General features: G+C 39.4%; 19 protein-coding genes and 1 riboswitch. Of the genes, 12 read left to right on the top strand and 7 right to left on the bottom strand.

Annotation, left to right across the window (positions count from 1 at the left end; genetic code table 11):
• Positions 1-21 precede the first annotated feature (21 nt).
• Both argH and BG00_RS00340 read left to right on the top strand, forming a co-directional pair.
• Positions 22-1,887 (top strand): argininosuccinate lyase, encoded by a 1,866-nt coding sequence (gene argH / locus BG00_RS00345; RefSeq protein ID WP_036979750.1) that lies wholly within the window; start codon positions 22-24, stop codon positions 1,885-1,887.
• Between the two features lie 251 nt (positions 1,888-2,138).
• Complete coding sequence (locus BG00_RS00340) at positions 2,139-2,342, top strand: hypothetical protein (RefSeq protein ID WP_036979747.1); 204 nt, start codon at positions 2,139-2,141, stop codon at positions 2,340-2,342.
• A gap of 1,589 nt (positions 2,343-3,931) precedes the next feature.
• Here BG00_RS00340 and coaD read toward each other — a convergent pair.
• On the bottom strand, positions 3,932-4,423 hold the full coding sequence (coaD, locus tag BG00_RS00320; protein WP_036979737.1) for a pantetheine-phosphate adenylyltransferase: 492 nt from the start codon (positions 4,421-4,423) through the stop codon (positions 3,932-3,934).
• A 178-nt stretch (positions 4,424-4,601) separates the two neighbouring features.
• On the opposite strand from coaD, the gene BG00_RS00315 reads away from it, so the two are divergent.
• Positions 4,602-5,255: a TetR/AcrR family transcriptional regulator gene (locus tag BG00_RS00315; RefSeq protein WP_036979735.1), complete on the top strand. Its 654-nt coding sequence runs from the start codon at positions 4,602-4,604 to the stop codon at positions 5,253-5,255.
• Positions 5,256-5,355: 100 nt separating this feature from the next.
• A complete protein-coding gene (thiI, locus tag BG00_RS00310) occupies positions 5,356-6,813 on the top strand; it encodes a tRNA uracil 4-sulfurtransferase ThiI (RefSeq protein WP_036979733.1) in 1,458 nt (485 codons plus the stop codon).
• Between the two features lie 12 nt (positions 6,814-6,825).
• On the opposite strand, the gene BG00_RS00305 is transcribed toward thiI, so the two are convergent.
• Entirely contained in the window at positions 6,826-7,743 is a 918-nt protein-coding gene (locus BG00_RS00305) for a ketopantoate reductase family protein (RefSeq protein WP_036979730.1), read from the bottom strand.
• Positions 7,736-8,086, bottom strand: coding sequence for a VanZ family protein (locus BG00_RS00300; RefSeq protein WP_008466003.1), 351 nt, complete (start codon positions 8,084-8,086; stop codon positions 7,736-7,738). The genes BG00_RS00305 and BG00_RS00300 overlap by 8 nt, the downstream gene beginning before the upstream one ends.
• Positions 8,087-8,237: 151 nt before the next feature.
• On the opposite strand from BG00_RS00300, the gene BG00_RS00295 reads away from it, so the two are divergent.
• Both BG00_RS00295 and BG00_RS00290 read left to right on the top strand, forming a co-directional pair.
• Positions 8,238-8,720 (top strand): YajQ family cyclic di-GMP-binding protein, encoded by a 483-nt coding sequence (locus BG00_RS00295; protein WP_013464315.1) that lies wholly within the window; start codon positions 8,238-8,240, stop codon positions 8,718-8,720.
• Positions 8,721-9,034: 314 nt separating this feature from the next.
• Positions 9,035-9,221, top strand: a riboswitch (cobalamin riboswitch).
• A gap of 37 nt (positions 9,222-9,258) precedes the next feature.
• Positions 9,259-11,109, top strand: a complete 1,851-nt coding sequence (locus BG00_RS00290; RefSeq protein WP_036979727.1) for a TonB-dependent receptor domain-containing protein — start codon at positions 9,259-9,261, stop codon at positions 11,107-11,109.
• A 74-nt stretch (positions 11,110-11,183) separates the two neighbouring features.
• Here BG00_RS00290 and msrA read toward each other — a convergent pair whose 3' ends face one another.
• From msrA to BG00_RS00275, 3 genes are all read right to left on the bottom strand, one after another.
• On the bottom strand, positions 11,184-11,720 hold the full coding sequence (msrA, locus tag BG00_RS00285) for a peptide-methionine (S)-S-oxide reductase MsrA (RefSeq protein WP_036979725.1): 537 nt from the start codon (positions 11,718-11,720) through the stop codon (positions 11,184-11,186).
• A 76-nt stretch (positions 11,721-11,796) separates the two neighbouring features.
• Positions 11,797-14,895: an efflux RND transporter permease subunit gene (locus tag BG00_RS00280; RefSeq protein WP_036979722.1), complete on the bottom strand. Its 3,099-nt coding sequence runs from the start codon at positions 14,893-14,895 to the stop codon at positions 11,797-11,799.
• A 3-nt stretch (positions 14,896-14,898) separates the two neighbouring features.
• The gene (locus BG00_RS00275; RefSeq protein ID WP_036979719.1) at positions 14,899-15,951 is read right to left on the bottom strand and encodes an efflux RND transporter periplasmic adaptor subunit; all 1,053 of its coding nucleotides are present in this window, start codon (positions 15,949-15,951) and stop codon (positions 14,899-14,901) included.
• Positions 15,952-16,198: 247 nt separating this feature from the next.
• Between BG00_RS00275 and BG00_RS00270 the strand changes: the two genes are divergently transcribed.
• The 6 genes from BG00_RS00270 to BG00_RS00245 all read left to right on the top strand — a co-directional run bounded on the left by BG00_RS00270 (position 16,199) and on the right by BG00_RS00245 (position 21,600).
• The gene (locus tag BG00_RS00270; protein ID WP_036979717.1) at positions 16,199-16,903 is read left to right on the top strand and encodes a DUF2982 domain-containing protein; all 705 of its coding nucleotides are present in this window, start codon (positions 16,199-16,201) and stop codon (positions 16,901-16,903) included.
• 35 nt (positions 16,904-16,938) lie between these two features.
• Positions 16,939-17,271 carry a hypothetical protein gene (locus BG00_RS00265; RefSeq protein ID WP_036979714.1) on the top strand — a complete coding sequence of 111 codons (333 nt, stop codon included), beginning with the start codon at positions 16,939-16,941 and terminating at the stop codon, positions 17,269-17,271.
• 66 nt (positions 17,272-17,337) lie between these two features.
• The gene (locus tag BG00_RS00260; RefSeq protein WP_036979711.1) at positions 17,338-18,984 is read left to right on the top strand and encodes an Lcl C-terminal domain-containing protein; all 1,647 of its coding nucleotides are present in this window, start codon (positions 17,338-17,340) and stop codon (positions 18,982-18,984) included.
• A 10-nt stretch (positions 18,985-18,994) separates the two neighbouring features.
• Complete coding sequence (locus BG00_RS00255) at positions 18,995-19,510, top strand: Lcl C-terminal domain-containing protein (RefSeq protein WP_016899354.1); 516 nt, start codon at positions 18,995-18,997, stop codon at positions 19,508-19,510.
• Positions 19,511-19,663: 153 nt separating this feature from the next.
• Positions 19,664-20,581 (top strand): ExeA family protein, encoded by a 918-nt coding sequence (locus tag BG00_RS00250; RefSeq protein ID WP_036979709.1) that lies wholly within the window; start codon positions 19,664-19,666, stop codon positions 20,579-20,581.
• A gap of 11 nt (positions 20,582-20,592) precedes the next feature.
• Positions 20,593-21,600: a general secretion pathway protein GspB gene (locus BG00_RS00245; RefSeq protein ID WP_036979707.1), complete on the top strand. Its 1,008-nt coding sequence runs from the start codon at positions 20,593-20,595 to the stop codon at positions 21,598-21,600.
• Positions 21,601-21,607: 7 nt separating this feature from the next.
• Here BG00_RS00245 and BG00_RS00240 read toward each other — a convergent pair whose 3' ends face one another.
• Positions 21,608-22,804: a cyclic di-GMP phosphodiesterase gene (locus BG00_RS00240; RefSeq protein ID WP_036979705.1), complete on the bottom strand. Its 1,197-nt coding sequence runs from the start codon at positions 22,802-22,804 to the stop codon at positions 21,608-21,610.
• Positions 22,805-22,874 lie beyond the last annotated feature (70 nt).

The raw sequence follows: 22,874 nt of genomic DNA, 5'->3' as shown, positions 1-22,874 counted from the left end.
TATCGGGTTTGGAGAAATTTCATGGCATTATGGGGCGGACGTTTTTCTACGGGTCCAGATGAAGCGTTTAAACAGTTTAACGATTCACTTCCCTTCGATTATCAATTAGCAGAGCAAGATATAATTGGCTCTGTTGCATGGGCTGGCGCACTTGAACAAGTGAACGTGTTATCTAATGACGAACACCAAAAGCTGGTATCGGCATTATATGAATTACTTGAAGAGGTAAAAGCAGATCCACACGCTGTTGCCACCTCAGGTGCTGAGGATATTCACTCACATGTTGAAGCCGCGCTAATTGAAAAAGTGGGTGATTTAGCTAAAAAATTACACACAGGCCGAAGCCGTAACGACCAAGTTGCTACCGACTTTAGATTATGGTGTCGCGATACTGCCGATCATATCTTAAAAGCGATTGCACAACTAAAAGCTGAATTTATTAGCTTGGCTGAACGTGAGCTTGGCACAATATTACCAGGTTATACCCACTTACAACGTGCACAACCGGTGTTATTTAGCCATTGGTGTATGGCTTATGTAGAAATGCTTGAGCGTGATGAAAGCCGATTACAAGATGCCCAAGCAAGAATGAACTACTGCCCACTCGGCAGTGGCGCTCTTGCAGGCACTGCATACCCGATTGACCGTCACGCACTTGCACAAGGGTTAGGGTTTACAGGCGCGACTAAAAATAGTTTAGATGGCGTATCTGATCGTGACTTTGTGGTTGAGCTATTAAGCTGTGCGTCTATCTCTATGATCCACTTATCGCGCATGTCTGAAGACCTGATTTTTTATAACTCGGGAGAAGCTGGCTTTATTGAACTGGCCGATAATGTTACATCGGGCTCATCTTTGATGCCACAGAAAAAAAACCCAGATGCATTAGAGCTAATTCGTGGTAAAACTGGCCGGGTGTTTGGTGCGTTTAGCGCAATGATGATGACCTTAAAAGCACTGCCTCTTGCTTATAATAAAGACATGCAAGAAGACAAAGAAGGCATTTTTGATGCCATGCCAACATGGCTTGCGTGTATTCATATGGCACAAGCGTGTATTAAAGGCATAAAAGTGAAAGCAGATAAAACCCTTGCAGCGGCAAAAGGTGGCCACGCTAATGCAACCGAACTTGCTGATTACTTAGTCGCTAAAGGTGTACCGTTTAGAGAAGGGCATCATATTGTTGGGGTGTTGGTGCAATTAGCTATTAGTGAAGGTAAAACGTTAGAGGAGCTTTCACTTGAGCAATATAAATCAGTAAATCCAGTGTTTGAAGATGATGTGTATCCGGTACTTGAAATTGATGCCTGTATTAAAGCACGTCAAGCACTTGGTGGAACTTCATTAGAACAAGTAAGTAAAGCGGTGAAAGACGCGAAAAAAAAACAGCAAATAACAGTTCGTGATGCAAACCTAGATGACGTGGAAGCAATCGCTAAACTCGTACAACACTGGGCAACAGTCGGCGAAAACTTACCGCGCGCTAAAAGTGACATGGTGCACTCAATTAATGAGTTTGCCGTAACCGAGATAGACGGTCAGGTATCGGGTTGTGCTTCACTTTATATTTACGACACAGGATTAGCTGAAATACGTTCATTAGGTATTGATCCTAAAAGCGCAGTAACGGGGCAGGGACGAGAACTGGTTGAACACTTATTAGTGAAAGCCAAAAAATTGGCACTCAACCGTGTCATCGTTCTGACTCGTGTACCTGACTTTTTCGAAAATCAGCGGTTTAGTTTCTGTAATAAAGAGAGCCTACCTGAAAAAGTAATGAAAGATTGCGAGCTATGTTTACGCAAAGAAAACTGTGATGAAGTCGCAATGGAATATATGTTAAAGCCAAGTAATAGCATGGAGATCCCCTGTAAAAACGTGGCTTGAGCAATCCCTAGGATAAAAAACGCACGGTGACCCCGATGCGTTTTTTTTTGAGTAAAATAAAGTGATGTTTTAAATTAATATGCTATGAATTTAAAGTTGGCATATCGTTTGCTCTTATTATTCTGTAGCGTGTTGTTGAGTTAACTAATCAACGAAGGCAATACGTTACCGCAGTTATTTAGTAACTGCTCTAGGTGGTGTGATTTAAATTTACGCCAATAATAAATTTAATACTCAAAAGGATTAATCACATGCAAATTTCAGCGAACAGCCAAGTACAAATGCAAGCATACAATAAAACGCAACAATTAAAGCCTGCAATGGAACAAACTGCTAGCCCTAAAACCCTACAATCTGATACAGTAAGTATCTCTCAAGAAGCGATGGCTGCGGCTAGCGGTACAGATCTTCAACGTGGTGGCGTAGTAATTCTTCCTCCTCTTAAGCCTAAGTAAAAAATAATGAAGGTATGAATGTTTTTAACTGAGTTTTTTGGTTTTTTTTCACTCTCCGCATTTTCTTCGTGGGGATTTTTGATGGCATTTTTTTTTAACGTTTTTGTTTATACAATTGACGTTAAAAGAAATACGACCTTATTACTCAGTTCATTCATAATGATGGCTTCCTATGCAACGTCGGACTATTTCTTTACATGGCTATCAATAGGTACATCGGTTTACCTCGATTGGACGATTTACGACTATGTAACTATCCTTTTCTTGATTTCAGTCTTTTTTATTCAGAAAAAAACCACACCTTCATTTATATACTTAATAACAGGCTTGATAATTAACTCTATATTGAGCATAGCAATGCACTATGATATTTATATCGAGGGAAATAGAGTCTCTTGGATTCTTTGGGATGTGTATACTTTTGGCGTGAACATTATCGATCTGATAATGATCGTAGTTTTAATTGTAGATAGAGACTTCCTTGGTCTTCATAAATTAAAAAACAAATTCTTCAAAGGCTCAAGTATTCAACCTGAAAACAATTTCTCATAAACATGTATATAAGCTATACCCTTGGTGAATATGTAAGCGCACTCATACAGTGGGGCTTTTTAATGGCTTTCCTGTATTGTTTTGTAAAAAGTATAAATATCCCACATAAATCCTCCCTATATTTAGCTGCAATAATGCTGTGCTCATATGTATTAAGTGATTATTTTTACATAGTAAAACATGTTTATCTCAATTGGATAGTTTACGATTTTTTCACTATTGCTTTTATTATTCTTGCGATTAAAAAAGCTTTCGTCACTCTCTCTTTACCTGCATATTTCATCATTGTAGGCTTAACCATAAATAGTGTATTAGTTGGTTTTATTTATTATGATTTATACATTTTAGGGAATACTCAAGAGTGGTGGTTTTGGAGTTTTTACTCTATTTCTATAAATTTAATTGACATATTAATGATAGCTTCTTTGGTAATAAACATAGATCCCGTAAATATAAATCGATATAGAAAGACCATTACACTAATAGATATAAGCGGTCTTTCAAATGGATGACTTCTTGCTCAGTCCATATGTATCTCTTTACCTCGGCGCATTTGTTCAGTGGGGCTTTTTAATGGCTTTTTTATACTCATTAGTCACGAGTATAAATAAACCCAAAAAAGAGGCTTTATGGCTGTCGCTAATAATGTCGGTTTCATACTCTTCAAGCCTGTTCATTGATATCCAAAATATTTCTTATATGAAATTATTACTTTTTGATTTAGTAACAATTTTGGTTATTTTGGTTGTAAGCAACTTCTTAACTAAAAATGTTATATCTACTTATCTATTATTAGGGTTAAGCATAAACTCACTGTTATTTTTTGGCATGCATCTAGATGTACTTGTTTTTAGTAACAGCTCACCATGGTGGTTCTGGTCATTTTATTCTTTGGGAATTAATCTGATGGATTTCATGATGATAGCTATCTTCTTTATCAATAAAGATTTTTTGGGTTTAGTGAGGCTTAAGAACGTTCTGTTTCCAGCAAGAGTGAAGCTACCTAGCGCGATGAAATGATACGCTAGGTGTTACCTTTAATACTTAGTTTTCCCAAGCCTTGATTGCAGGGCTTTCATTACTATGGTGTCAACAAACTCACTCACATCCCCGTTATGGCGTGCTACTTCTTTTACTAGTGTAGATGATATAAAAGTATTGCGCTCGGCGGGCGTTAAAAATACGCTTTCTAAATCAGGGTTTAAACGACGGTTCATATTCGCAAGCTGAAATTCATAATCAAAATCAGAAACCGCTCTTATACCTCTAATCAATACATTTGCGTTATGGTCACGAGCCAGATCTGCTAGTAGCCCCGAAAAGCCAATGACTTTTACATTATCTAAATGGCTTAAAATTTCATTTGCTAAATCAACGCGTTCTTCTAAAGTAAAACATGGTTTTTTACTTGGGTTATGAGCAATAGCCACAATAACGGTATCAAACATCTTAGCCGCACGCTGAATTAAATCAGTGTGGCCGTTGGTAAGAGGGTCAAATGTGCCTGGGTAGATTGCGGTCACTTTCATAATATTTACTGTGTTATTATTTTTAGCCGTAGTGTAGCAGTGTTTAGTGTGTAAAGCAGCCTTGTAAGTAAATTGTATATAACTGCAGCTGCGCAGTGTTACAAATGCAATGATTTGTTTATACTAGGCGGATTATTTTAATGCAGCATCCTATTTTCGAAAATTGAGTAATGAGTATATGAATACCAAGGATAAAATAATTCAAACCAGTATTTCATTGTTTAATGAACATGGTGAAAGAGCAATATCTACTAATCATATCGCATCGAGTTTGGGCATGAGTCCGGGTAATCTGTACTACCACTTTAAAAATAAAGAAGACATTATTCGTCATATATTTGCACTTTATCGTGATCATTTAAGCACCCATTTTAAGCCGGTCGATCAAGGCGACGATGCTTTTGAACGCCTAGGTCCTTATTTAGATTCGCTATTTGAATTAATGTGGCGCTATCATTTTTTTTACGACAACCTTGGTGATATTCTTGCTCGCGATAGCCATTTAAAACAGGGTTACATTGATTTTCAGCAGGAATTACTTGAGCAGGTACGTAACATCATTTTGGCCTTGCGGGATAGTGAAATTATTGCCATTGATGAACAAGATGCCATTGAACTTGCTCATACGCTAAAATTAACGGTTAGCTTTTGGACACCCTATATGAAAGCAAGAAGACTAAGTGGTGTGCTGGTTGAGCAAGATATTTACCCTGGCATTGTAAAAGTACTGACTTTATTTAAGGCTTACAGTACAGAAAAAAGCGCAAATAAAATTAATCAGTTAAGAGACAAGTACGCACTTTTAGCAAATGCTGCCCCCCAGAATCCTTAGCCCCATCGGGTTGGTTAGTTCCTAGGCGTTAAATTTTTTGCTATAATCCGCCGCGCCCAATGCCTGGGTGCGCGAATTCCCGCAGTCTAAGAGTTGAACTATGCTTAAATTTATCGTCAAACTTCACCCTGAAATAGCCATCAAAAGCCGTTCAGTCCGTAAACGCTTTACCAAAGTGTTAGAAAATAACATTAAAATTGTATTGCGTCGTGTTGACGAAAAAGTACAAGTGCGTAATAACTGGGATAACATTTCAGTTGTTACAAAACTTGACGATGCTCAAACTCGTATTGATTTTATTGATAGCTTGCAGCGTATTCCCGGCATCGTACAGTTTATTGAAGTGACCGAAACAGACTTTAAAACCCTTGATGACATTTATCAAAAAACCATTGCGTTAGTTGGTCACACTATTATTGGTAAAACCTTTTGTGTGCGTGCTAAGCGCATAGGTCAACATGATTTTACTTCAACTGAACTAGAGCGTTACGTCGGTGGTGGGCTTAATCAACATGTTGAAGGGGCTCGAGTAAAGCTAAGTCGCCCAGAAGTGACTATTCGTTTAGAAATTAAAGACGAAAAAGCCTACATAGTAACGCAAACCCATTTAGGGATGGCGGGCTTCCCACTGCCAACACAAGACGATGTATTATCGCTTATGTCTGGTGGGTTTGATTCTGGCGTTGCCAGTTATCAAATGATCCGTAAAGGGGCTCGCACGCACTTTTTATTCTTTAACTTAGGTGGCGCTGCTCATGAAATTGGGGTTAAACAAGCGAGTTACTATCTATGGAAACAATACAGCTCTACTCATAAAGTTAAGTTTATTACTGTTGATTTTGAGCCAGTGGTTGCTGAAATCTTAGAAAATGTTGAGAACAGCCAAATGGGCGTTGTCCTTAAACGTATGATGATGCGAGCGGGTAGTGCCGTCGCTGAAAAACTAAATATTCAAGCATTGGTTACGGGTGAAAGTATAGGTCAGGTGTCTAGTCAAACCTTAGCTAACTTAAGTGTGATTGACCGCGTAACCGAAACGCTCATTTTACGCCCACTTATCCAGCATGATAAGCAAGAAATCATCAATATAGCGCGCCAAATAGGCACTGCAGAAATGGCAGAGACGATGCCCGAATACTGCGGTGTGATCTCTAAAAAGCCGACAGTTAAAGCCAAAATTGAAGTAATTAAAGCAGAAGAAGAAAAGTTTGACTTTGATGTGTTAGATACCGTTATTGATAACGCCCGTGTTATGGATGTGCGCGATATTGATGTTGAGGCTAAGCAAGAGCTTAAAGAGGCAGAATCAGTTACAGAGTTACCTGAAGGAGCGGTTGTTGTTGATATTCGCTCGCCTGAAGAAGAAGATGCGGCGCCGCTGGAAATTGAAGGTATTGAAGTTATCCACTTACCGTTTTTCCGCTTAGCAACAAAGTTTGGCGATTTACCTAAAGGTAAAGATTATTACTTATATTGCCAAAAAGGAGTAATGAGCCAATTACAAGCGCTTATTCTTCACGAAGAAGGCTTTACCACTGTTAGAGTATATCGTCCTTAATGGCTTAATATATTAGATGCGCGGATTTAGTCCGCGCTTTTTTTTTGCCAAAATTTTAGCAAGTAAGGCGTCATTATAAGGTGTTGCAATATGGTGCAGTTTTCCTTGCTCACTTATATAGCCACAAATCGCCATGATCTCTGTTTGTCTATTGTGCATTACATCTTGATGCATCGAAGAGTAATTTTCGGCAGTTAAACTCATTACTTTGTAAGCCCGCTCTAGGGCATCTATAAGCTTAATATTGAGTTTTAGCGCGGTTGCAATGTGGCACGCCTCAGCTAATAAATTAATAATTGCACTACTGTATTGCGGTGCACGTAACTGACCATTTTTTATATTGTGGTGAGCGGTTAATGGATTTATTGCAATATTAACCAGTAGCTTTTCAAACCGTAGTTGTTCAATATTGTTACTGACAATTAACTGCGGAATAGTGTGTAATTGCGCACTAAGCTGTTGAATATTTTGAATAGCTAGTTGATTACAGCCCCCTAATACACTTTGCCCGTTTCCGGTATGTTGCACAATATTAGGGTTTGACTTAAATCCAGCCATGCTGGTGGTTAAAAAGTACAATGACTGCTGCTTTGTTAGTTGTTCATTTAATTGTTCAACATTACCCATGCCATTATGACTCAGTATAATATGGGTATTATTGCCTAGATAAGGTTTTACTTGAGCATAGGCTTGTTGCACTGCAAACGCTTTTACCGTGAATAAAACAATATCAAATTCAGGAGTTTGAGATAACTGCTCTTGTGAGATAAAAGTGGCGTTAATTTTTTCAGACGCAGCGTTACTGTGGCTGTAAAAGCGAGTATTAACTGTGCCTTTTCGAGTAAGTATATATATAGCGTGATGCTTGGCTAAAAAATGGCTAAATAACAAGCCAATAGCGCCATCACCTACAACAAGTATGTTAGCCATAATGCTTCTTTTTACGCAGTGTTAACAGGGCTTTAGCTAAAAAGTAGCTCGCTGCACCAATAAAATCGGCAACAAAATCGGCCAGTGATGCTTGTCTGTAAGGAAGGCTATCTTGCATAATTTCTATTGCTGCACCGTAACCAGCGAGTAATAGTATTTGTGCATATAATGGGAGTTTAAACGCTTTATCCATAATAATGGCAAGTAAAAAGAAGATACCAAAATGCGCTACTTTATCAACATGCGGAAATAAGTTTGCCGCGCCCTTTACCTCTTTAGCAAATAAGAAGGTAAACGCAACAATACTAATTAAAAAAATTGCTTGGTAAACACGCCTTGTCACGAAAATTCCTAAAATCGTATAAAAAAGAAGCCTCAGTATATCAAACTAATTTAGTATCGCACCTGAACAAAATGCAGAAAAATGTAAAGATTTATCATTTTAACGTTATAATTGCGGCATAAAATTAAGATTAGATAGTTAGGAGAACGCTATGCCTTCATTTGATATTGTATCTGAAGTAGAAATGAACGAAGCAAAAAATGCGGTTGATAACGCCAACCGTGAACTAGAAACGCGATTTGATTTTAGAGGCGTTGATGCCTCAATAGAACTAAATGATAAAACAATTAAATTAAAAGCTGAAGCAGATGCTCAGGTAATGCAGTTATTTGATATTTTAGCGAGTAAAATCTCTAAGCGTGGGATGGATGTTGCAAGCTTAGAGCTACAAGATATTTCTCGTGCGGGCAAAAATGTTTTTCGTAACGTTGCACTTAAACAGGGTATCGAAAAAGACATGGCTAAAAAAGTAGTAAAAGCCATCAAAGACTCTAAAGTAAAAGTACAAGCGGCCATTCAAGGTGAAGAAGTTCGCGTAACAGGTAAAAAGCGTGATGACTTACAAGCGGCTATGCAAGTTGTACGCACTGCTGATTTAGGTCAACCATTTCAGTTTAAAAACTTCCGCGATTAATTTATTGCCTCGAGCATGGCAGTATAGGTGCTAAGCTCAAAGGAATGCGTATAAAGCCAAACAAATTATATTGTTTGGCTTTTTTATTTTTAAATCTATGATAATTACCGAACACCGAACACCGAACACCGAACACCGAACACCGAACACCGAACACCGAACACCGAACACCGAACACCGAACACCGAACACCGAACACCGAACCCCGAACCCCGAACCCCGAACCCCGAACCCCGAACCCCGAACCCCGAACCCCGAACCTCAGTTTTTAGATGTTTAGACGTCCGTTGACTTTTTTTAGTAAACAGATAACAATAGCAGCCTATTTTCAAGGTGCTTGCTAAACACTTCAATGATGTGATTTTTTTAGTAGGATAATCGGGAAGTTGGTGCGTTTTCATTGATGAAGTCAATCCCAACACTGCCCCCGCAACGGTAAAGTTATGCTGTATTAAATTATGGTAACTGAGTCCGGAGACCGGCCTTGATTTAATCTTACTTACTAACATCTTTGCGGTGGGCAAAGATAGGGGACATGATGTTAAATAAAACCGCACTGGGTGTGGCCATTTCGGCTGCATTATCTATTTCTGTATCTGCTGCAGAACAACCAATCGAAACAATAACAGTAACCGCTAATAAGTTCGAACAACCTATAAATGATGTATTGGCAAGTGTGGCAGTTATCGAGCGCGCTGATATTGAAAAAGCGAATTATCGAGACTTACCTGCAATATTAAATACCATAGCTGGGATAGATATTGTTCGTAATGGTGGGTTAGGTCAAAAAGCAGATATATTTTTTCGCGGTGCCAGTGCTAAATATACCTTAGTATTGGTTGATGGCGTAAGAGTGAGTGATGCAAGCTCAGGTAGTGTGTCACTGACGAATATTCCAGTTAACAGTATCGAGCGTGTTGAAGTTATTAAAGGGGCAAGAGCTGCTATTTATGGCTCTGATGCGGTAGCCGGAGTAATTAATATTATCACCCGTAAAGCCTCAAATAATATACTTTCAGCTACTTTAGGCAGCCATAGTTACAGTAATTATCAGCTTGCTGGCGGGCTTGTAAAAGAGGCACTTAGCTTTAATTATAATTTAGGCTATGAAGAGACGGATGGTTTTGATGTTACTGGCAAAGATTCAGCGGCTGAGTACACAAAAGATCATGATGATGATGGCTACAAAAATAAAAACATTGGCTTTAATTTAGCTTATAAGCTTGCTGAACTAGGCCAATTGAGCCTGCAATCTCAGTATAGTGAAGGCGAAGCACAATATGATAATGCATGGGGTAACGATGCCTACGACTTTGAAAATTACACCGCTAAGCTAGGCTGGAACAAAGCCTCAGATATATATAGCCAAAGTACTTCGGTGAGCGTTTCGCAAGAAGAAAATACCCAAACAGGTACCGATGTGCAGCAAGTGTATAGCACTGAGCGTGTTGAGTTTGAATATCGAGGGGTTTATACCCTTACTCAAGAACTTGAACTATCGGGTGGCTTTAATTATTTATCTGAGGATTTATCAAACTCGTCAGCAACGTCATCAGAAGAAAAACGCGATAATAAGGCGTTGTTTATAGGCGCGTTTTATAGCCATAACAAATGGTTAGCAAATGCTGTTGTTAGAACCGATGATTATGACTTCCATGGCCGTGCAAACACTTACAGTACAGGACTTGGTTACAAAGCAAATAGCTATGTAACACTACGTTTAAATCACGGTACTGCATTTAGAGCTCCTTCGTTAATTAATGCGTTTGTGACTAACAGTCCGTACTATTTACCAAACAATAATATTAAACCTGAAGAAGCGTTAAATAATGAGCTTGGTATAACTTTAGAAACCCAATGGGGCCGTTATGATATTGCTATTTTCGATAACCGTATCAATAATTTGATTAGTAATAATTATGATGCAGACTCAGGTAAATATATTGCCACTAACATAGATAAAGTATCTATGCAGGGGATAGAGTTATCGGCTGAGTTTTCAGCGTTAGGCTTTGAACACTCGGTTAATGTTAGCTTTTTAGACGCTACAGATGAAAAAACGAATACCGATTTACCACGTAGACCTTCTGAATCGTTTAATTATCAACTCGCTAAAACATGGGGTGATTTTGATGCCAGCTTGGATATGCAATATCGCTCATCGCGTCCTTCGATTGCGTATTATGACTCGGAGCTCGCTGCTTATACGATATTTAATATAGCAGCCAATTACCAGTTGCTAGATAATTTGTCGTTAGCTGCTCGAATAGAGAATATTACTGATAAAGAATATTTTACTGCAGCAACAGGGTTTGCTGCCAGTGGTGAGCTATTAGGTTATAACAGCGCAGGAAGAACTTTCTTTGTAGGGGCAAATTACCAGTTTTAATTATCACTTTTAGTTGCCGAAAATCAAATAGCCCAGCAAATTGCTGGGCTATTTGGTTAGAGCTTTAAAGCATTTTACTCACTTAAAAACTCGCTAAATTCGGTTTCAAACTTATGTAATTTGGGTGCAATTAAAATACTGCAATAGCCCTGCTCAGGATTTTCATTGTAATAGTCCTGATGGTAGTGCTCTGCGGGGTAAAAAGTGGTTGCTGGGCTCACCTCAGTCACTATAGGTTCGCTAACATGGCTTTGCAGCTCTGCAATAACGGCCTGTGTTTGTACTTGTTGTTGCTCATTATGATAATACACAACGCTGCGGTATTGAGTGCCTATATCGTTACCTTGGCGATTTAACTGGGTGGCATCGTGTAGGGTAAAAAACATCGCGAGTAAGGTTTTAAAGCCGATAACACTGGCATCAAATTCAACCTTAATTACCTCTGCATGGCCACTGTTGCCAGTGCAAATAGTTTTGTAGGTTGGGTTATCAGTATGTCCACCAGTATAACCAGAGCAAACACTGAGTACACCTTTTACACGCCTAAATGCTGCATCAATACACCAAAAACAGCCGCCGCCAAGTGTTGCTACTTGTGTGGTCGAACTCATAAGTACTTCCTCAATTGTTAGGGATATGCGCACTGAATAAAGCGCCGTAACAGCTAGTTACGACGCTCTAAGTGACTTAGATCTCTTTAAGCGGTTTTTCAGCGGCTTGCTTATCAAGTTTTTGTTGTAAAAACTCAGGTGATTGTGTGTTTCGCGCTAGTGCGTAATAGGCCGCTGGCACTACAAACAGAGTTAGTATGGTTGCCACCGTTACGCCAGTAAATACCACCACACCAATTACCATTCTACTTTCCGAGCCTGGACCGGAAGCCAACACCAAAGGTACGGCACTCATAACCGTTGTTAGGGAAGTCATAATAATAGGGCGCAAACGCTGTGTAGCCGCTTGTAAAATGGCCTCACTAAATTCTACGCCTTTATCACGTAACTGGTTGGTAAATTCAACAATCAGTATACCGTTTTTAGCACTTAACCCTATGAGCATAACAATACCTATTTGGCTGTATATATTAAGCGTTAACCCCATACTCCACAGCCCAAACATGGCACCCATTAAACCAAGTGGCACAGTTAACATAATAACAAATGGATGCATAAAACTTTCAAACTGAGCTGCCAGTACTAAAAAGGTCACGGTCAATGCCAACACAAACACATAGGTCATGGCTGAGGCACCTTCATAAAACAATTGCGACTCACCTTTATAGTCAATGGCACCATCAATGTCGTTTTCCTCTGTGGCAACCTTGTTTAAAAAGTTTAGTGCTTGTTCTAACGTGTAACCATCAGCGAGGTTGGCACTTAAAGTAATTGCACGCATTCGGTTATAGCGGTTTAAACGCGAGGCGGTGGCTTCTTCTTTTAAGCTAATAAGGCTATCGAGAGGAATAAGTTCTCCGCTACGTGATTTTAGGTATATATTTGAAATATCAGTCGGGTTGGCAAAGTCTTGTTTTGTGCCCTTTAAAATTACATCGTATTCTTCACCGCGGTCAATAAAGGTGGTTACACGGCGTTGGCCAAGCATGGTTTCAAGTGTACGACCCACATCAGAGACTGATACGCCTAAATCAGCGGCTTTATTTTTATCAATACTGACTAAAAACTGAGGGAAGGTTTCTTTATAATCATGATCAATACGCACTAATCCAGGGTTTTTCTCAGCGCGTTTAATAATTCTATCGCGCCAATCAGCTAGCTGAGCATAATCATTACCTTGCAAAACAAATTCAATAGGGCGAGATGAACCACCTCCGCCAATACCACGGCGCATAATAGCAAATGCACGTACGTCGGTGACCTCTTGCATTTTGCCGCTTATTTCATCCATGACTTCCCATGTTGAGCGTTTGCGCTTATCCCAATCAGCCATGCCAACAATAGCCACGCCGCCACTGCCCCCCCAACCTGGGACTCGAACAAGCACTCGACTTAGTTCGCCAGATTCAGAATAAGGCATTAAGCGCTCTTCAATTTTTGCCATATTAGCTGCGTTATTTTCATAACTTGCCCCTTCAGGGCCATTCATAAGCACAAAGAAGGTGCCACGATCTTCTTTTGGCGTGAGCTCTGAGGGTATTTGTAAAAATAATGAATAACTAACAAACCCAGCCAAAACTAAGCTCAGCATTAAGCCCCATTTACGGGTCATGTTTGACGCTAAAGCGTTACGGTATCCATTTTCTAATTTAGTAAAAAAACGGTCCATAACTTGGCTAAACTTACTTTCTTTTTCAGAGGCCTTTAACACTTTTGAACACAGCGCCGGAGAGAGTGTCAACGCAGTAATGCTGGAGAAAAACACGGCAGCACTTACCGCCATAGCAAACTCTGTAAATAGTGCGCCAATTCGTCCTTCCATAAACACTAATGGTACAAACACGGATATAAGCACTAAGGTGGTGGCTATAATTGCAAAGCCCACCTCACGTGCGCCGCGGTAAGCTGCCAATAAAGGCGGCTCCCCAAGTTCTATGCGGCGGTGAATGTTCTCTAGCATTACAATGGCATCATCGACCACTAAGCCTATTGCTAACACCAGTGCTAGTAGAGTTAATAAGTTAATTGAATAACCCATTGCTAATAAAAACATAAAACTACTGACTAGGGCGACCGGTACGGTGACCGCGGGAATAAGAGTGGCGCGAATGTTACCTAAAAATATAAAGATAATAAGCACGACTAACCCCATAGAAATTGCTAAAGTTTTATAAACCTCATTAATTGACTCTTTAATAAATACCGAAGAATCATAACTGTCTTCTATGGTGGTGCCTTCAGGTAAATTACGTTTTATTTTTTCCAGTTCACTGCGGGCGTTATCAACCACAGTTAGGGTATTGGCTTTGGCTTGTTTAACAATACCCATACCAATCATATTACGGCCATTTCCTCGGAATAAACTTTCATCATCGGCGGCTTCTAGTTTTACGTCAGCCACTTCGCCTAGACGCACTAAATAACCATCTTCACCTCGTTTAATAACTAGGTTTTGAAAATCACGTTGGTTTTTATAGCTGCGGGCAGTGCGAACGGTAAAATCACGATCAACTGATTCAATTTCACCGGCCGGAAGTTCTACATTTTCACTACGCAGTGTTTGCTCAATATCACTGGAGGTAATGCCACGGGCGGCCATCGCTTGGCGGTTAAGCCATACTTTCATGGCATACTTTCGCTCCCCCCCAATGCGCACGTTCGATACGCCATCAACAACGGCTAATCGGTCTACAATAAAACGCTGTGCATAATCAGAAAGTTGCAATGAATCCATGGTTTCGCTGTTAAGTACAAACCACGCGATAGGGCTTTCGTCACTATTTGATTTTGATACTTCAGGAGGACGCACTTGTTCGGGTAGGCTATCAAGTGCACGCGCTACACGTTCACGCACATCGTTGGAGGCATCATCTATGTCGCGGCTAATATTAAACTCAATGGTAATGTTTGAGCGGCCATTACGACTCGATGAGTTAATACTTTTAATACCTTCAATGCCCGAAATACGGTTTTCAATAACTTGCGTTATTTTTGTTTCAATAATTTCGGCAGATGCACCGGTATATTCAGTACTAATATTTACAATCGGTGTTTCAATATCTGGATACTCACGCAAAGGCAACATGCTAAAAGCAACTAAGCCAAAAGTGAGTAACAGTAAGTTAATAACAATCGCAAAAACGGGGCGTTTGACGCTAGTATCGGTAATTTTCACGTGTTACCCCTTAACGCTTACTTTACTACCTGAGCGAATTTTAATTATTCCCTCGGTAACAATTTGCTCGCCATTACTTAACCCTTTGTCTATCGCAACCCAGCCATTATTTCTACTTGCAACATGTACTTCTTTACGGTTTGCTATGCCATCTTCAATTTGAAAAACGTAATGCTTATCTTGCAGAGGAATAATGGCCTTTTCAGGCACCATCAGCGCTTGGTTACTGCTCAGTTCTAAAGCGGTATTAAGCAACATACCTGGGCGAAGTAAACCCGATTTATTAGCAAAACTGGCTGTTACTTCTACACTGCGAGTGATTGAGTCGATACGTGAGCTTATATGGGTTACTTTACCGCTGAAGGTTTGATCAGGATAAGCATCGTTTTGAGTGCGAACAATCATTCCGTTTTTCAATTGAGCTAAATACTTTTCAGGCACTTTAAAATCAACTTTTATAATACTAATGTCATCGAGGGTTGTGATCACGGTACTGTTATTGACATAAGCACCCACCGATATTTCGCGTTTACCCAGTAACCCAGAAAAAGGCGCGGTAATAGCCATTTCATTCAGTTTGGTTTTGGCACTTTCAAGTTGGGCTTCGCTGGCATCAACGCGAGCGAGTTGTTCTTCAAGTAATGTCTTGGCCGTCGCTTGTGAGCGAGAAAGCTCGGTTAGCCTGGCTAATTGACGTTTTTCTTCTTGTAAATTAATGCTAAGTTCTTTTACTGCAAATTGTTCTTGTTGGTTTTGCAGTTGTACTAATTTTTGTCCTTTGCTGACCAAGTCGCCATCTTCAAAGTAAATGCTAGTGACATAATCGTTTTGGGCGCTTTTAATGTAGATAGCCTGATTAGCACGAGCACTGCCAATGGCTTCAATCATAATTGCGTTTTCTTGCGATCTTACCGTGTGGGCAGAGACTTGCGTTGTCATTGCCGAGTAATTGGCTTGCTCGCCCTGTGATGCAGGAAAATACAAATAAACGCTAAAAATTATTAGTAACGAAATAATAAATGGAAATAAGGCTTTACCTGATTGTTTAGAGTGCATTGTTTTCATACCTGAAAATAGATTATAAGTATTGTACGAAATCAGGACAAAAAAAGGCGGTTATGTATCTCATTAATTTGTGCGTTAAGCGTAAAAATAACTGATACTTAGTCATTGCGCATATTTAACAGTAATAATGGGAGTTAATTGATGAGCTTTAAAACATCATGCAAACGCTGTTTAACGCTGAGAAAGTTAGTATTGTGGGCTATTATTATGTTTATATTTTATATGGCGTTTTTTCAGTATGGCTAATATAAATAAACAAATACTAAAATACCGAGCGCAAGGCGCTAAAAATGGAATTGAAATATTAGTGGTCGGCAGCATTGGCTTGATTATTATCATGCTGTTTAATTTATTACGCCCAGGCGAAATAAGTATTATCGAAATTTTTTTAGTAAGTTTATGTATTGCTGCAATTTTAATTGGCTTTTTTAAAACACAAGAACCTTTTTATAGTATTATTTTAACTGAGCAGCAATTAATATATCAGCATAAGTATGGACAATGGCATTTACATCCAGAGAATTTGCACCATTGTGGTATACCTAAGGTTGATAATGGCATTGATTACCTTGAGCTTAATGCGATTGGTATTAAGTTAAATGATATAGATTCATTCTTGTCTGCTTTAGCTCCAAGAATTGCGGGTAAATTGTTGATAGAGCAGCGACATTTCTTTATGCAAGTTGTTCAAAAAAATTGCAAAAATGGGCATTGCCCATCAGAATGGTTAGTTGAAGATAATAAATATAGGTCAAAAAAAGGAATTGACTATAATGGGCTCATAGCGATGTTTGCTAATAGGGCTAAGCATCTTCAGCTTTTAACAGGGTATGACTTACTGTTACCAGCGAGTGTAATAGAAAGTGATATTTGGGAATTTAGCGCAAATTTAAATAAATGGAAGCGCGATCCCTCTCAGTTTATAAAGTCGCAGTGTGAATAATAATATAAGCACTCACTGCGGGATTAGGAATAACTATGAGCCAAAACAGATCTTTCATTAAAAGTGGTCGAAACACCATAATACATAAAGACAGAAAACTAGATTTAGTGATTGTTAATGGTGAGACTCACCCTAAAATTAAAGTAACAAGCAATGGTCTTGAGCCATTTAAAGAAGAACTGCCAAAAAACCGCCGAGATGCAAAAGAGCGTTACCTCGATGTTATTTATATTACTAGTGCTGATGTATTTAGCGAAGAAAAACAATTGTTGTTTATTCAATCCTTAGATGGCCGCGAATATAAAGTAGATTACAGTAAAGTTGGCACTAAATTATTTGTTCGTATTCATCAAGATAGTTATTTATAATTTATAATGGCATTTTTTTTGCTTAATAGTTTTATTAGATAATTTTAAGACAAAAAGGTGCTGAGTATGAAAGCAATTTCGTTAATACCACTTATGTCATGTTTGCTTTTGGCTGCATGCGGAGGGGGAGGCGGTGCTGATAACAGTGATATAAAAACATCAGTATTTGCAGGTAACGATCTTCAAGTTGTAGAAAAATCAGAGTTTACTATTTCTGCAAAAGGCTCTCCTGCAGATGGTACATTTACTTGGCAGCGTGTAAGTGGCCCTATTATAGATGTGTTTCCGCTTGAAGGGGCTGAACAAACCATTACTGCACCAGATGTAAAGTCTGACAGTGAACTGGTATTAAGAGTTAGCTATCAAACCTCAGATGGCAGTTTAGTGAATGACGACTTGAGTGTTTTCATTGCCTCTAATAATCAGCTTCCTCTTGCTGTTGTTACTCAAGTTGCTCCTGCAAACTTGCCCTCAGTTTATAAGGATACTGTAACTCTTAGTGGTTTAACTTCCACAGACCCAGATGAAAATGGCGAAATTAGCAGTTATTTGTGGCAATTATTGTCAGGGCCTGATTTAACAATTGATAGCTATACCAATCCAACGCTTAGTTTTTCTCATCCATTATTAGAAAATAACACCAACTTAAAATGGCAGCTCACCGTAACAGATGATGAGGGCGGAGTATCTGCATCACAATTTGATATGACCCTTAATAAAACAGCTCAAGTGATTATTGCCGATGCAGGCGCTAATCAAACAGTAGAAGAGTTTGATAAGGTTATTTTAGATGCCACTGCAAGCGAAGCGGCAACTCAATCTTATCAATGCATGTGGCAACAACTTACCGGTAATGCAGAAACCCTGATTGAATCACAGTCATGTACTGCCAGCTTTTTTGCCTCTGATATTGATTTAAATGCAACGCTTAGCTTTGAAGTACAAGTTATGGACTTAAAAGGGCGCACCGACACAGATACCGTATTTATTGATGTAACACCCAAAGCGCTTGGGTTAATAAATGATACAGGGGTAGGAGAGTGTTATAACAATACTCAGCGAATTAACTGTAATAATGATGAATTTCCAGCTCAAGATGCTGATCTTGGGCGCGATAGTTTTGCCAATCGTTTAGGTAAAGTGGGTAAAGGGAATCTGGCTTTTGATTACACCAAACTTAATGAGTTTGCCGATGAGCTTCTCGATGATGCGCAAAACTTTAGCTGTATTCGTGATAATACTACCGGCCTTGTTTGGGAAGTGAAAAGCCCTTATTCCGGTGTGTTACCAAATACCACTTTACGAGATGGACAAAACCGCTATATTTGGCAAGGGACTGTCAATAGTGGCGATGTAGCGGGTAGTGATAATACCACATGTCCGAGCAATACTGATTGTGGCTTACAAACCTATATTGATGAAGTTAATGCGCTTGATTTTTGTGGCGGCAGTAATTGGCGTTTACCTACTTATACTGAGTTGTTAGGCTTAATTGATTACGGTAAACAAGGGCAAAATGTATTGATAGATACTGCATTTTTTCCTAATACACCATCGACTAACAGTGTAGGGCATTTACGTTACTGGACCTCACAGACCGCGGTTGATGGTGCCAGTTTATCTCAGGCTTACACTATCGATATGATGGATGGCAATGATTTAGCCTATCCAAAAGATAATACCGCTTACGTGCGCTTAGTTAGAAATCGTTAAGGTGATTATTATGAAATTAATTAAAGTCTCTATGTTATTAGCCTTGGGATTATGCCAGTCACTTGCAGCGCAGCAGTGTTATGAAGAGGTAGCGACTAGCGATGATACCGACCGATTTGTGATTAATATTGATGGCACTGTGTCAGATACTAAAACAGGGCTAATGTGGCAGCGCTGTAACTATGGTCAAGTTTATAATAGCGAAACAACTAGCTGCGATGGTGATACTCAACCATTAAACTGGCAGGCCTCACTTAAAGGCGCACTGAATGACACCACGGCAAATTATAACGACTGGCAAGTGCCGAGTATTAAAGAGTTAGCTAGTATAGTAGATCACCGTTGTACCGATCCAAGTATTAATGCGGGTATTTTTTTAGCAACGCAGTCGCAAAATTATTGGTCTAATACCTCGGGTATTAGCAATATAAATTCGGCATGGGTTTATCAATTTTCCAGTGGTTTAAATAGCTTACATGCTAAAACAAGTAACGTATATTTACGCCTAGTACGCTATGAGAAGTAGTTAATTAATATATTAGCGAATCTAAAAATGCTCTTTTATTTACGGTTAGCCTTTTTATTTACACTATTTTAATAATAAAGCCTGGTTGTAGTTGTCACCTAGGCTATTTTTTTGCCATTATAGGCCGTGAATTAACGACCAAGGACTATAAAGGTGTATTTAAGCTATTTTGGTTTACAAGAAAAGCCATTCTCAATTTCGCCTAATCCCCACTACTTATTTTTAAGTGAACGCCACAAAGAAGCATTAGCACACCTTACCTATGGACTAGGTGAAGACGGTGGCTTTGTGCTGTTAACTGGTGAAGTGGGTACGGGTAAAACCACCATAACACGTAGTATGTTAGAGCGACTGCCTGAAAATACCCAAGTAGCCATGATCTATAATCCTGCCTTATCAGAACTTGAACTGTTAGCCAGTATTTGCGATGAATTACAAATAACTTACGACGCCAAAAATGCCACGCTGAAGAGTCTAACGGATGTGATTAAAAAGCACCTCGAGTTTAATAATAAAGCGGGGGGGCATACTATTTTAATTATTGATGAGGCACAGCTACTTGCCCCCGATGTGCTTGAACAACTTCGCTTATTAACCAATATCGAAACCGACCATAAAAAGTTATTACAAATAGTATTAGTAGGGCAGCCTGAGTTACAGGTACTTCTAAAGCGAAATGAGTTAAGACAGCTGGCACAACGTATTACTGCTAGGTATCACTTGTTAGCGCTAACACCAGGGCAAACCATTGCTTATATTCAACATCGGCTACATATTGCAGGTTGTGACAAGAAAATATTTTCAATGGAAGCGATGCAAATGGTGCATCAGCTCACAGGCGGCGTGCCACGATTAATGAACCTGGTGTGTGAACGCGCATTAGTAGGGGCATTTTCCAAACAGCAAGAAATTGTTGGCAGTGATATTGTTAAGCAAGCGGCGAGTGAATCTTTACCTATCGACTTTATTGCTACAAATAATAAGGTGAGTAAAACAGGTTCTATTTGGCCTTATAGTGCTGCTGCGTTAATGCTTTTTGGTGCAGGAATTGGCCTGTCATTTATTCTTTAGTTAGGTGATTCATGTCTTATTTATTAGATGCGTTAAAGCAGTCAAAGCACGATACCATGAGCGCAGAGCAATATGACTTGCAAGCGCAACAATTAAAACAACAACGCCAGTTGATGGCCTATCGTCGAATTAGTTTTTTACTCGCAGGAAGTTTATTGGCAACGGGTATATTGACCAGTGGCTTTTTTGTCGGTAAGTGGCTGCAACAAGAAAATGTAGCCGTAAAAAATGAGGTTGTTCAAAATGACCTTAGTCAAAAAGACTCAGCAGTAGTAGAAAAACCAACAAGCTCAGAGGAAGTAAAAAAAACGGTTGCTCAAACAGTAACAACCCCTCAAACGCCCCTTGTTACAACTGCGCCTAACAATTCTGTGCCACTGGCAGGGCAATTGGTTTATGTACAAACCCCAACGGGTGTACAGCAAATGTTGCTTACGCCACAAGGGCAATATTTACCTATGAGCGTTAATCAAGCGTCTCAAGGGCAAACGCAAAATTTCTCGGCGCAGAGTAACGTTTCATCTAGTTTTCAATCACCGAGCAACCAACCTCAAAGTGTACCAACTCAATCAACGAAAAGAACACTCAGTGCCGATGAGTTGAGTAAATACAAAGTGTTAGGTAAACCACTTAATCAAAATGTGCCTGCCCAGCCAGAATCAACCGCTGAACTAGATACGGTTCCCGACACGCTGAAAAATGCGTTTGCGCAAGCCGTTAATGATACAGAAACAACAGCCGACTACGAAGTAACTCAAGGCTCTCGTCATTCATCACGGGTACAACCCGTTGAGCTACTGCCTGATGGCCTACAAAGTATGTTGCCAAGCATTAAATATCAGGCACATATTTATTCGTCGACAGCAGATAAACGCTGGATAAAGCTCAATGGCAGAGAGCTATATGAGGGGGAGTCTATTGGTGCGTTGAAGGTGTTAGAAATAGCGCCGGATCAGAGCGTACTTGATTTTGATGGCTATGAGTTTAGCTTAAAAGCCCTGCAAGATTGGCCACAATAGTGGCCAATTAACTAAAGATAGAGTGCTTATAAAAGCCCTCTAAATCTATATTATACTCTTTGGGTTTTATTGCTGACTCAAGCGTGTCTTGTGTTCTTTTGCTTGATAAGTCAATATCTTGAACTTCAGTGTAACGCCCATGTTTGGCATTAAAAAACGTTTTTACGACTGGTTTTAATGGTGTTGCAGGGTTACTTTGGGTCACCAGCCCCACTTTTTGGCTGGAAAGTTTTACCAGCGTGCCCACAGGGTGAATACCAATGCATTGAATAAACTTATTCAGCAGCACGCCATCAAAGCTATCTGGGCAACCTTGTTTTAATATTTTAAACGCCTTAATTGGCTCCATACCCGCTTTATAAACGCGTTCAGCGGTTAATGCATCATATACATCAACAATAGAGGCCATACGAACGTATTTGCTTATTTCATCGCCTTTCTTACCAAAGGGGTAGCCTTTACCATCTAAGCGCTCATGGTGCATACCTGCGATATCAACAGCAATCCCCGTTAATCCTGCGTCTTCTAGTATTTCTTTGCTAAAGCGCGCATGGTTTTGCATTACTTTAAATTCTTCGTCACTATAGCGACCTGGTTTGTTGAGAATCGCGTCAGGTATTTTTATTTTTCCCATATCATGCAATAGGGCACCTGTTGCAAGTTCTTCAATGATTGGTTTTTCAATATTGAGATGTTTTGCAAAAATACTCATTAAAATAGACACATTTATCGAGTGCTCTAATAAATAGGCATCTTTTTGGCGCATTTGCGTAATGCACGCCAGCGCATCTTGATTTCTAAAGACGGAGTCAATAAACCCGCTAGCCAGCTCCCTAAAAGGAGCAACATCAACAGTGCGGCCAGATTCTATATCGCCAAATGCTTTGGTTTGTAAGTTTTTTGCTTCATCGTAAAGCTTTTTAGCTTTATTCATTTCTTGCTCAGCGCTGTGGGTTATTAACCATGGATCGCGCTTTTTGATTTCGTGCTTAGTTGCAGGCGTTGGTTGTGTTTCAGATTCTTCAGAGGTGAGCATTTTATCAGGATCGATTTCAACCTTTAAAATGCCAGATTTTATTAATTTATCAATTCCACTTTGAGTTTTAACCCAGCCTTGGTTTTTTATTCTAATATTGCCAGTTTGCTTAACAACTTTTTGTACAAACATACCAGGTTTTAGCTGTGTAGTCGGAATGGTTTTCAAAGTGAACTCTAGTTAACAAATATGATTAATGAAAGTAACAAATAAATTCACATTTAGAAATAAAAAAAGG

Origin of the sequence: Pseudoalteromonas sp. SCSIO_11900, assembly GCF_000576475.1 — a bacterium.
Lineage (GTDB): Bacteria > Pseudomonadota > Gammaproteobacteria > Enterobacterales > Alteromonadaceae > Pseudoalteromonas > Pseudoalteromonas tetraodonis.
The sequence above is the reverse complement of the archived record's forward strand: the minus strand, read 5'-3'. Positions and strand labels throughout refer to the sequence as shown.

Coding starts and splice junctions, on each gene's coding strand:
- BG00_RS00315 (WP_036979735.1), top strand. CDS start 4,602: ATGAATACCAAGGATAAAATAATTCAAACCAGTATTTCATTGTTTAAT.
- BG00_RS00295 (WP_013464315.1), top strand. CDS start 8,238: ATGCCTTCATTTGATATTGTATCTGAAGTAGAAATGAACGAAGCAAAA.
- BG00_RS00260 (WP_036979711.1), top strand. CDS start 17,338: ATGAAAGCAATTTCGTTAATACCACTTATGTCATGTTTGCTTTTGGCT.
- BG00_RS00305 (WP_036979730.1), bottom strand. CDS start 7,743: ATGGCTAACATACTTGTTGTAGGTGATGGCGCTATTGGCTTGTTATTT.
- BG00_RS00255 (WP_016899354.1), top strand. CDS start 18,995: ATGAAATTAATTAAAGTCTCTATGTTATTAGCCTTGGGATTATGCCAG.
- BG00_RS00340 (WP_036979747.1), top strand. CDS start 2,139: ATGCAAATTTCAGCGAACAGCCAAGTACAAATGCAAGCATACAATAAA.
- msrA (WP_036979725.1), bottom strand. CDS start 11,720: ATGAGTTCGACCACACAAGTAGCAACACTTGGCGGCGGCTGTTTTTGG.
- BG00_RS00270 (WP_036979717.1), top strand. CDS start 16,199: ATGGCTAATATAAATAAACAAATACTAAAATACCGAGCGCAAGGCGCT.
- BG00_RS00265 (WP_036979714.1), top strand. CDS start 16,939: ATGAGCCAAAACAGATCTTTCATTAAAAGTGGTCGAAACACCATAATA.
- BG00_RS00275 (WP_036979719.1), bottom strand. CDS start 15,951: ATGCACTCTAAACAATCAGGTAAAGCCTTATTTCCATTTATTATTTCG.
- coaD (WP_036979737.1), bottom strand. CDS start 4,423: ATGAAAGTGACCGCAATCTACCCAGGCACATTTGACCCTCTTACCAAC.
- BG00_RS00290 (WP_036979727.1), top strand. CDS start 9,259: ATGTTAAATAAAACCGCACTGGGTGTGGCCATTTCGGCTGCATTATCT.
- BG00_RS00245 (WP_036979707.1), top strand. CDS start 20,593: ATGTCTTATTTATTAGATGCGTTAAAGCAGTCAAAGCACGATACCATG.
- argH (WP_036979750.1), top strand. CDS start 22: ATGGCATTATGGGGCGGACGTTTTTCTACGGGTCCAGATGAAGCGTTT.
- thiI (WP_036979733.1), top strand. CDS start 5,356: ATGCTTAAATTTATCGTCAAACTTCACCCTGAAATAGCCATCAAAAGC.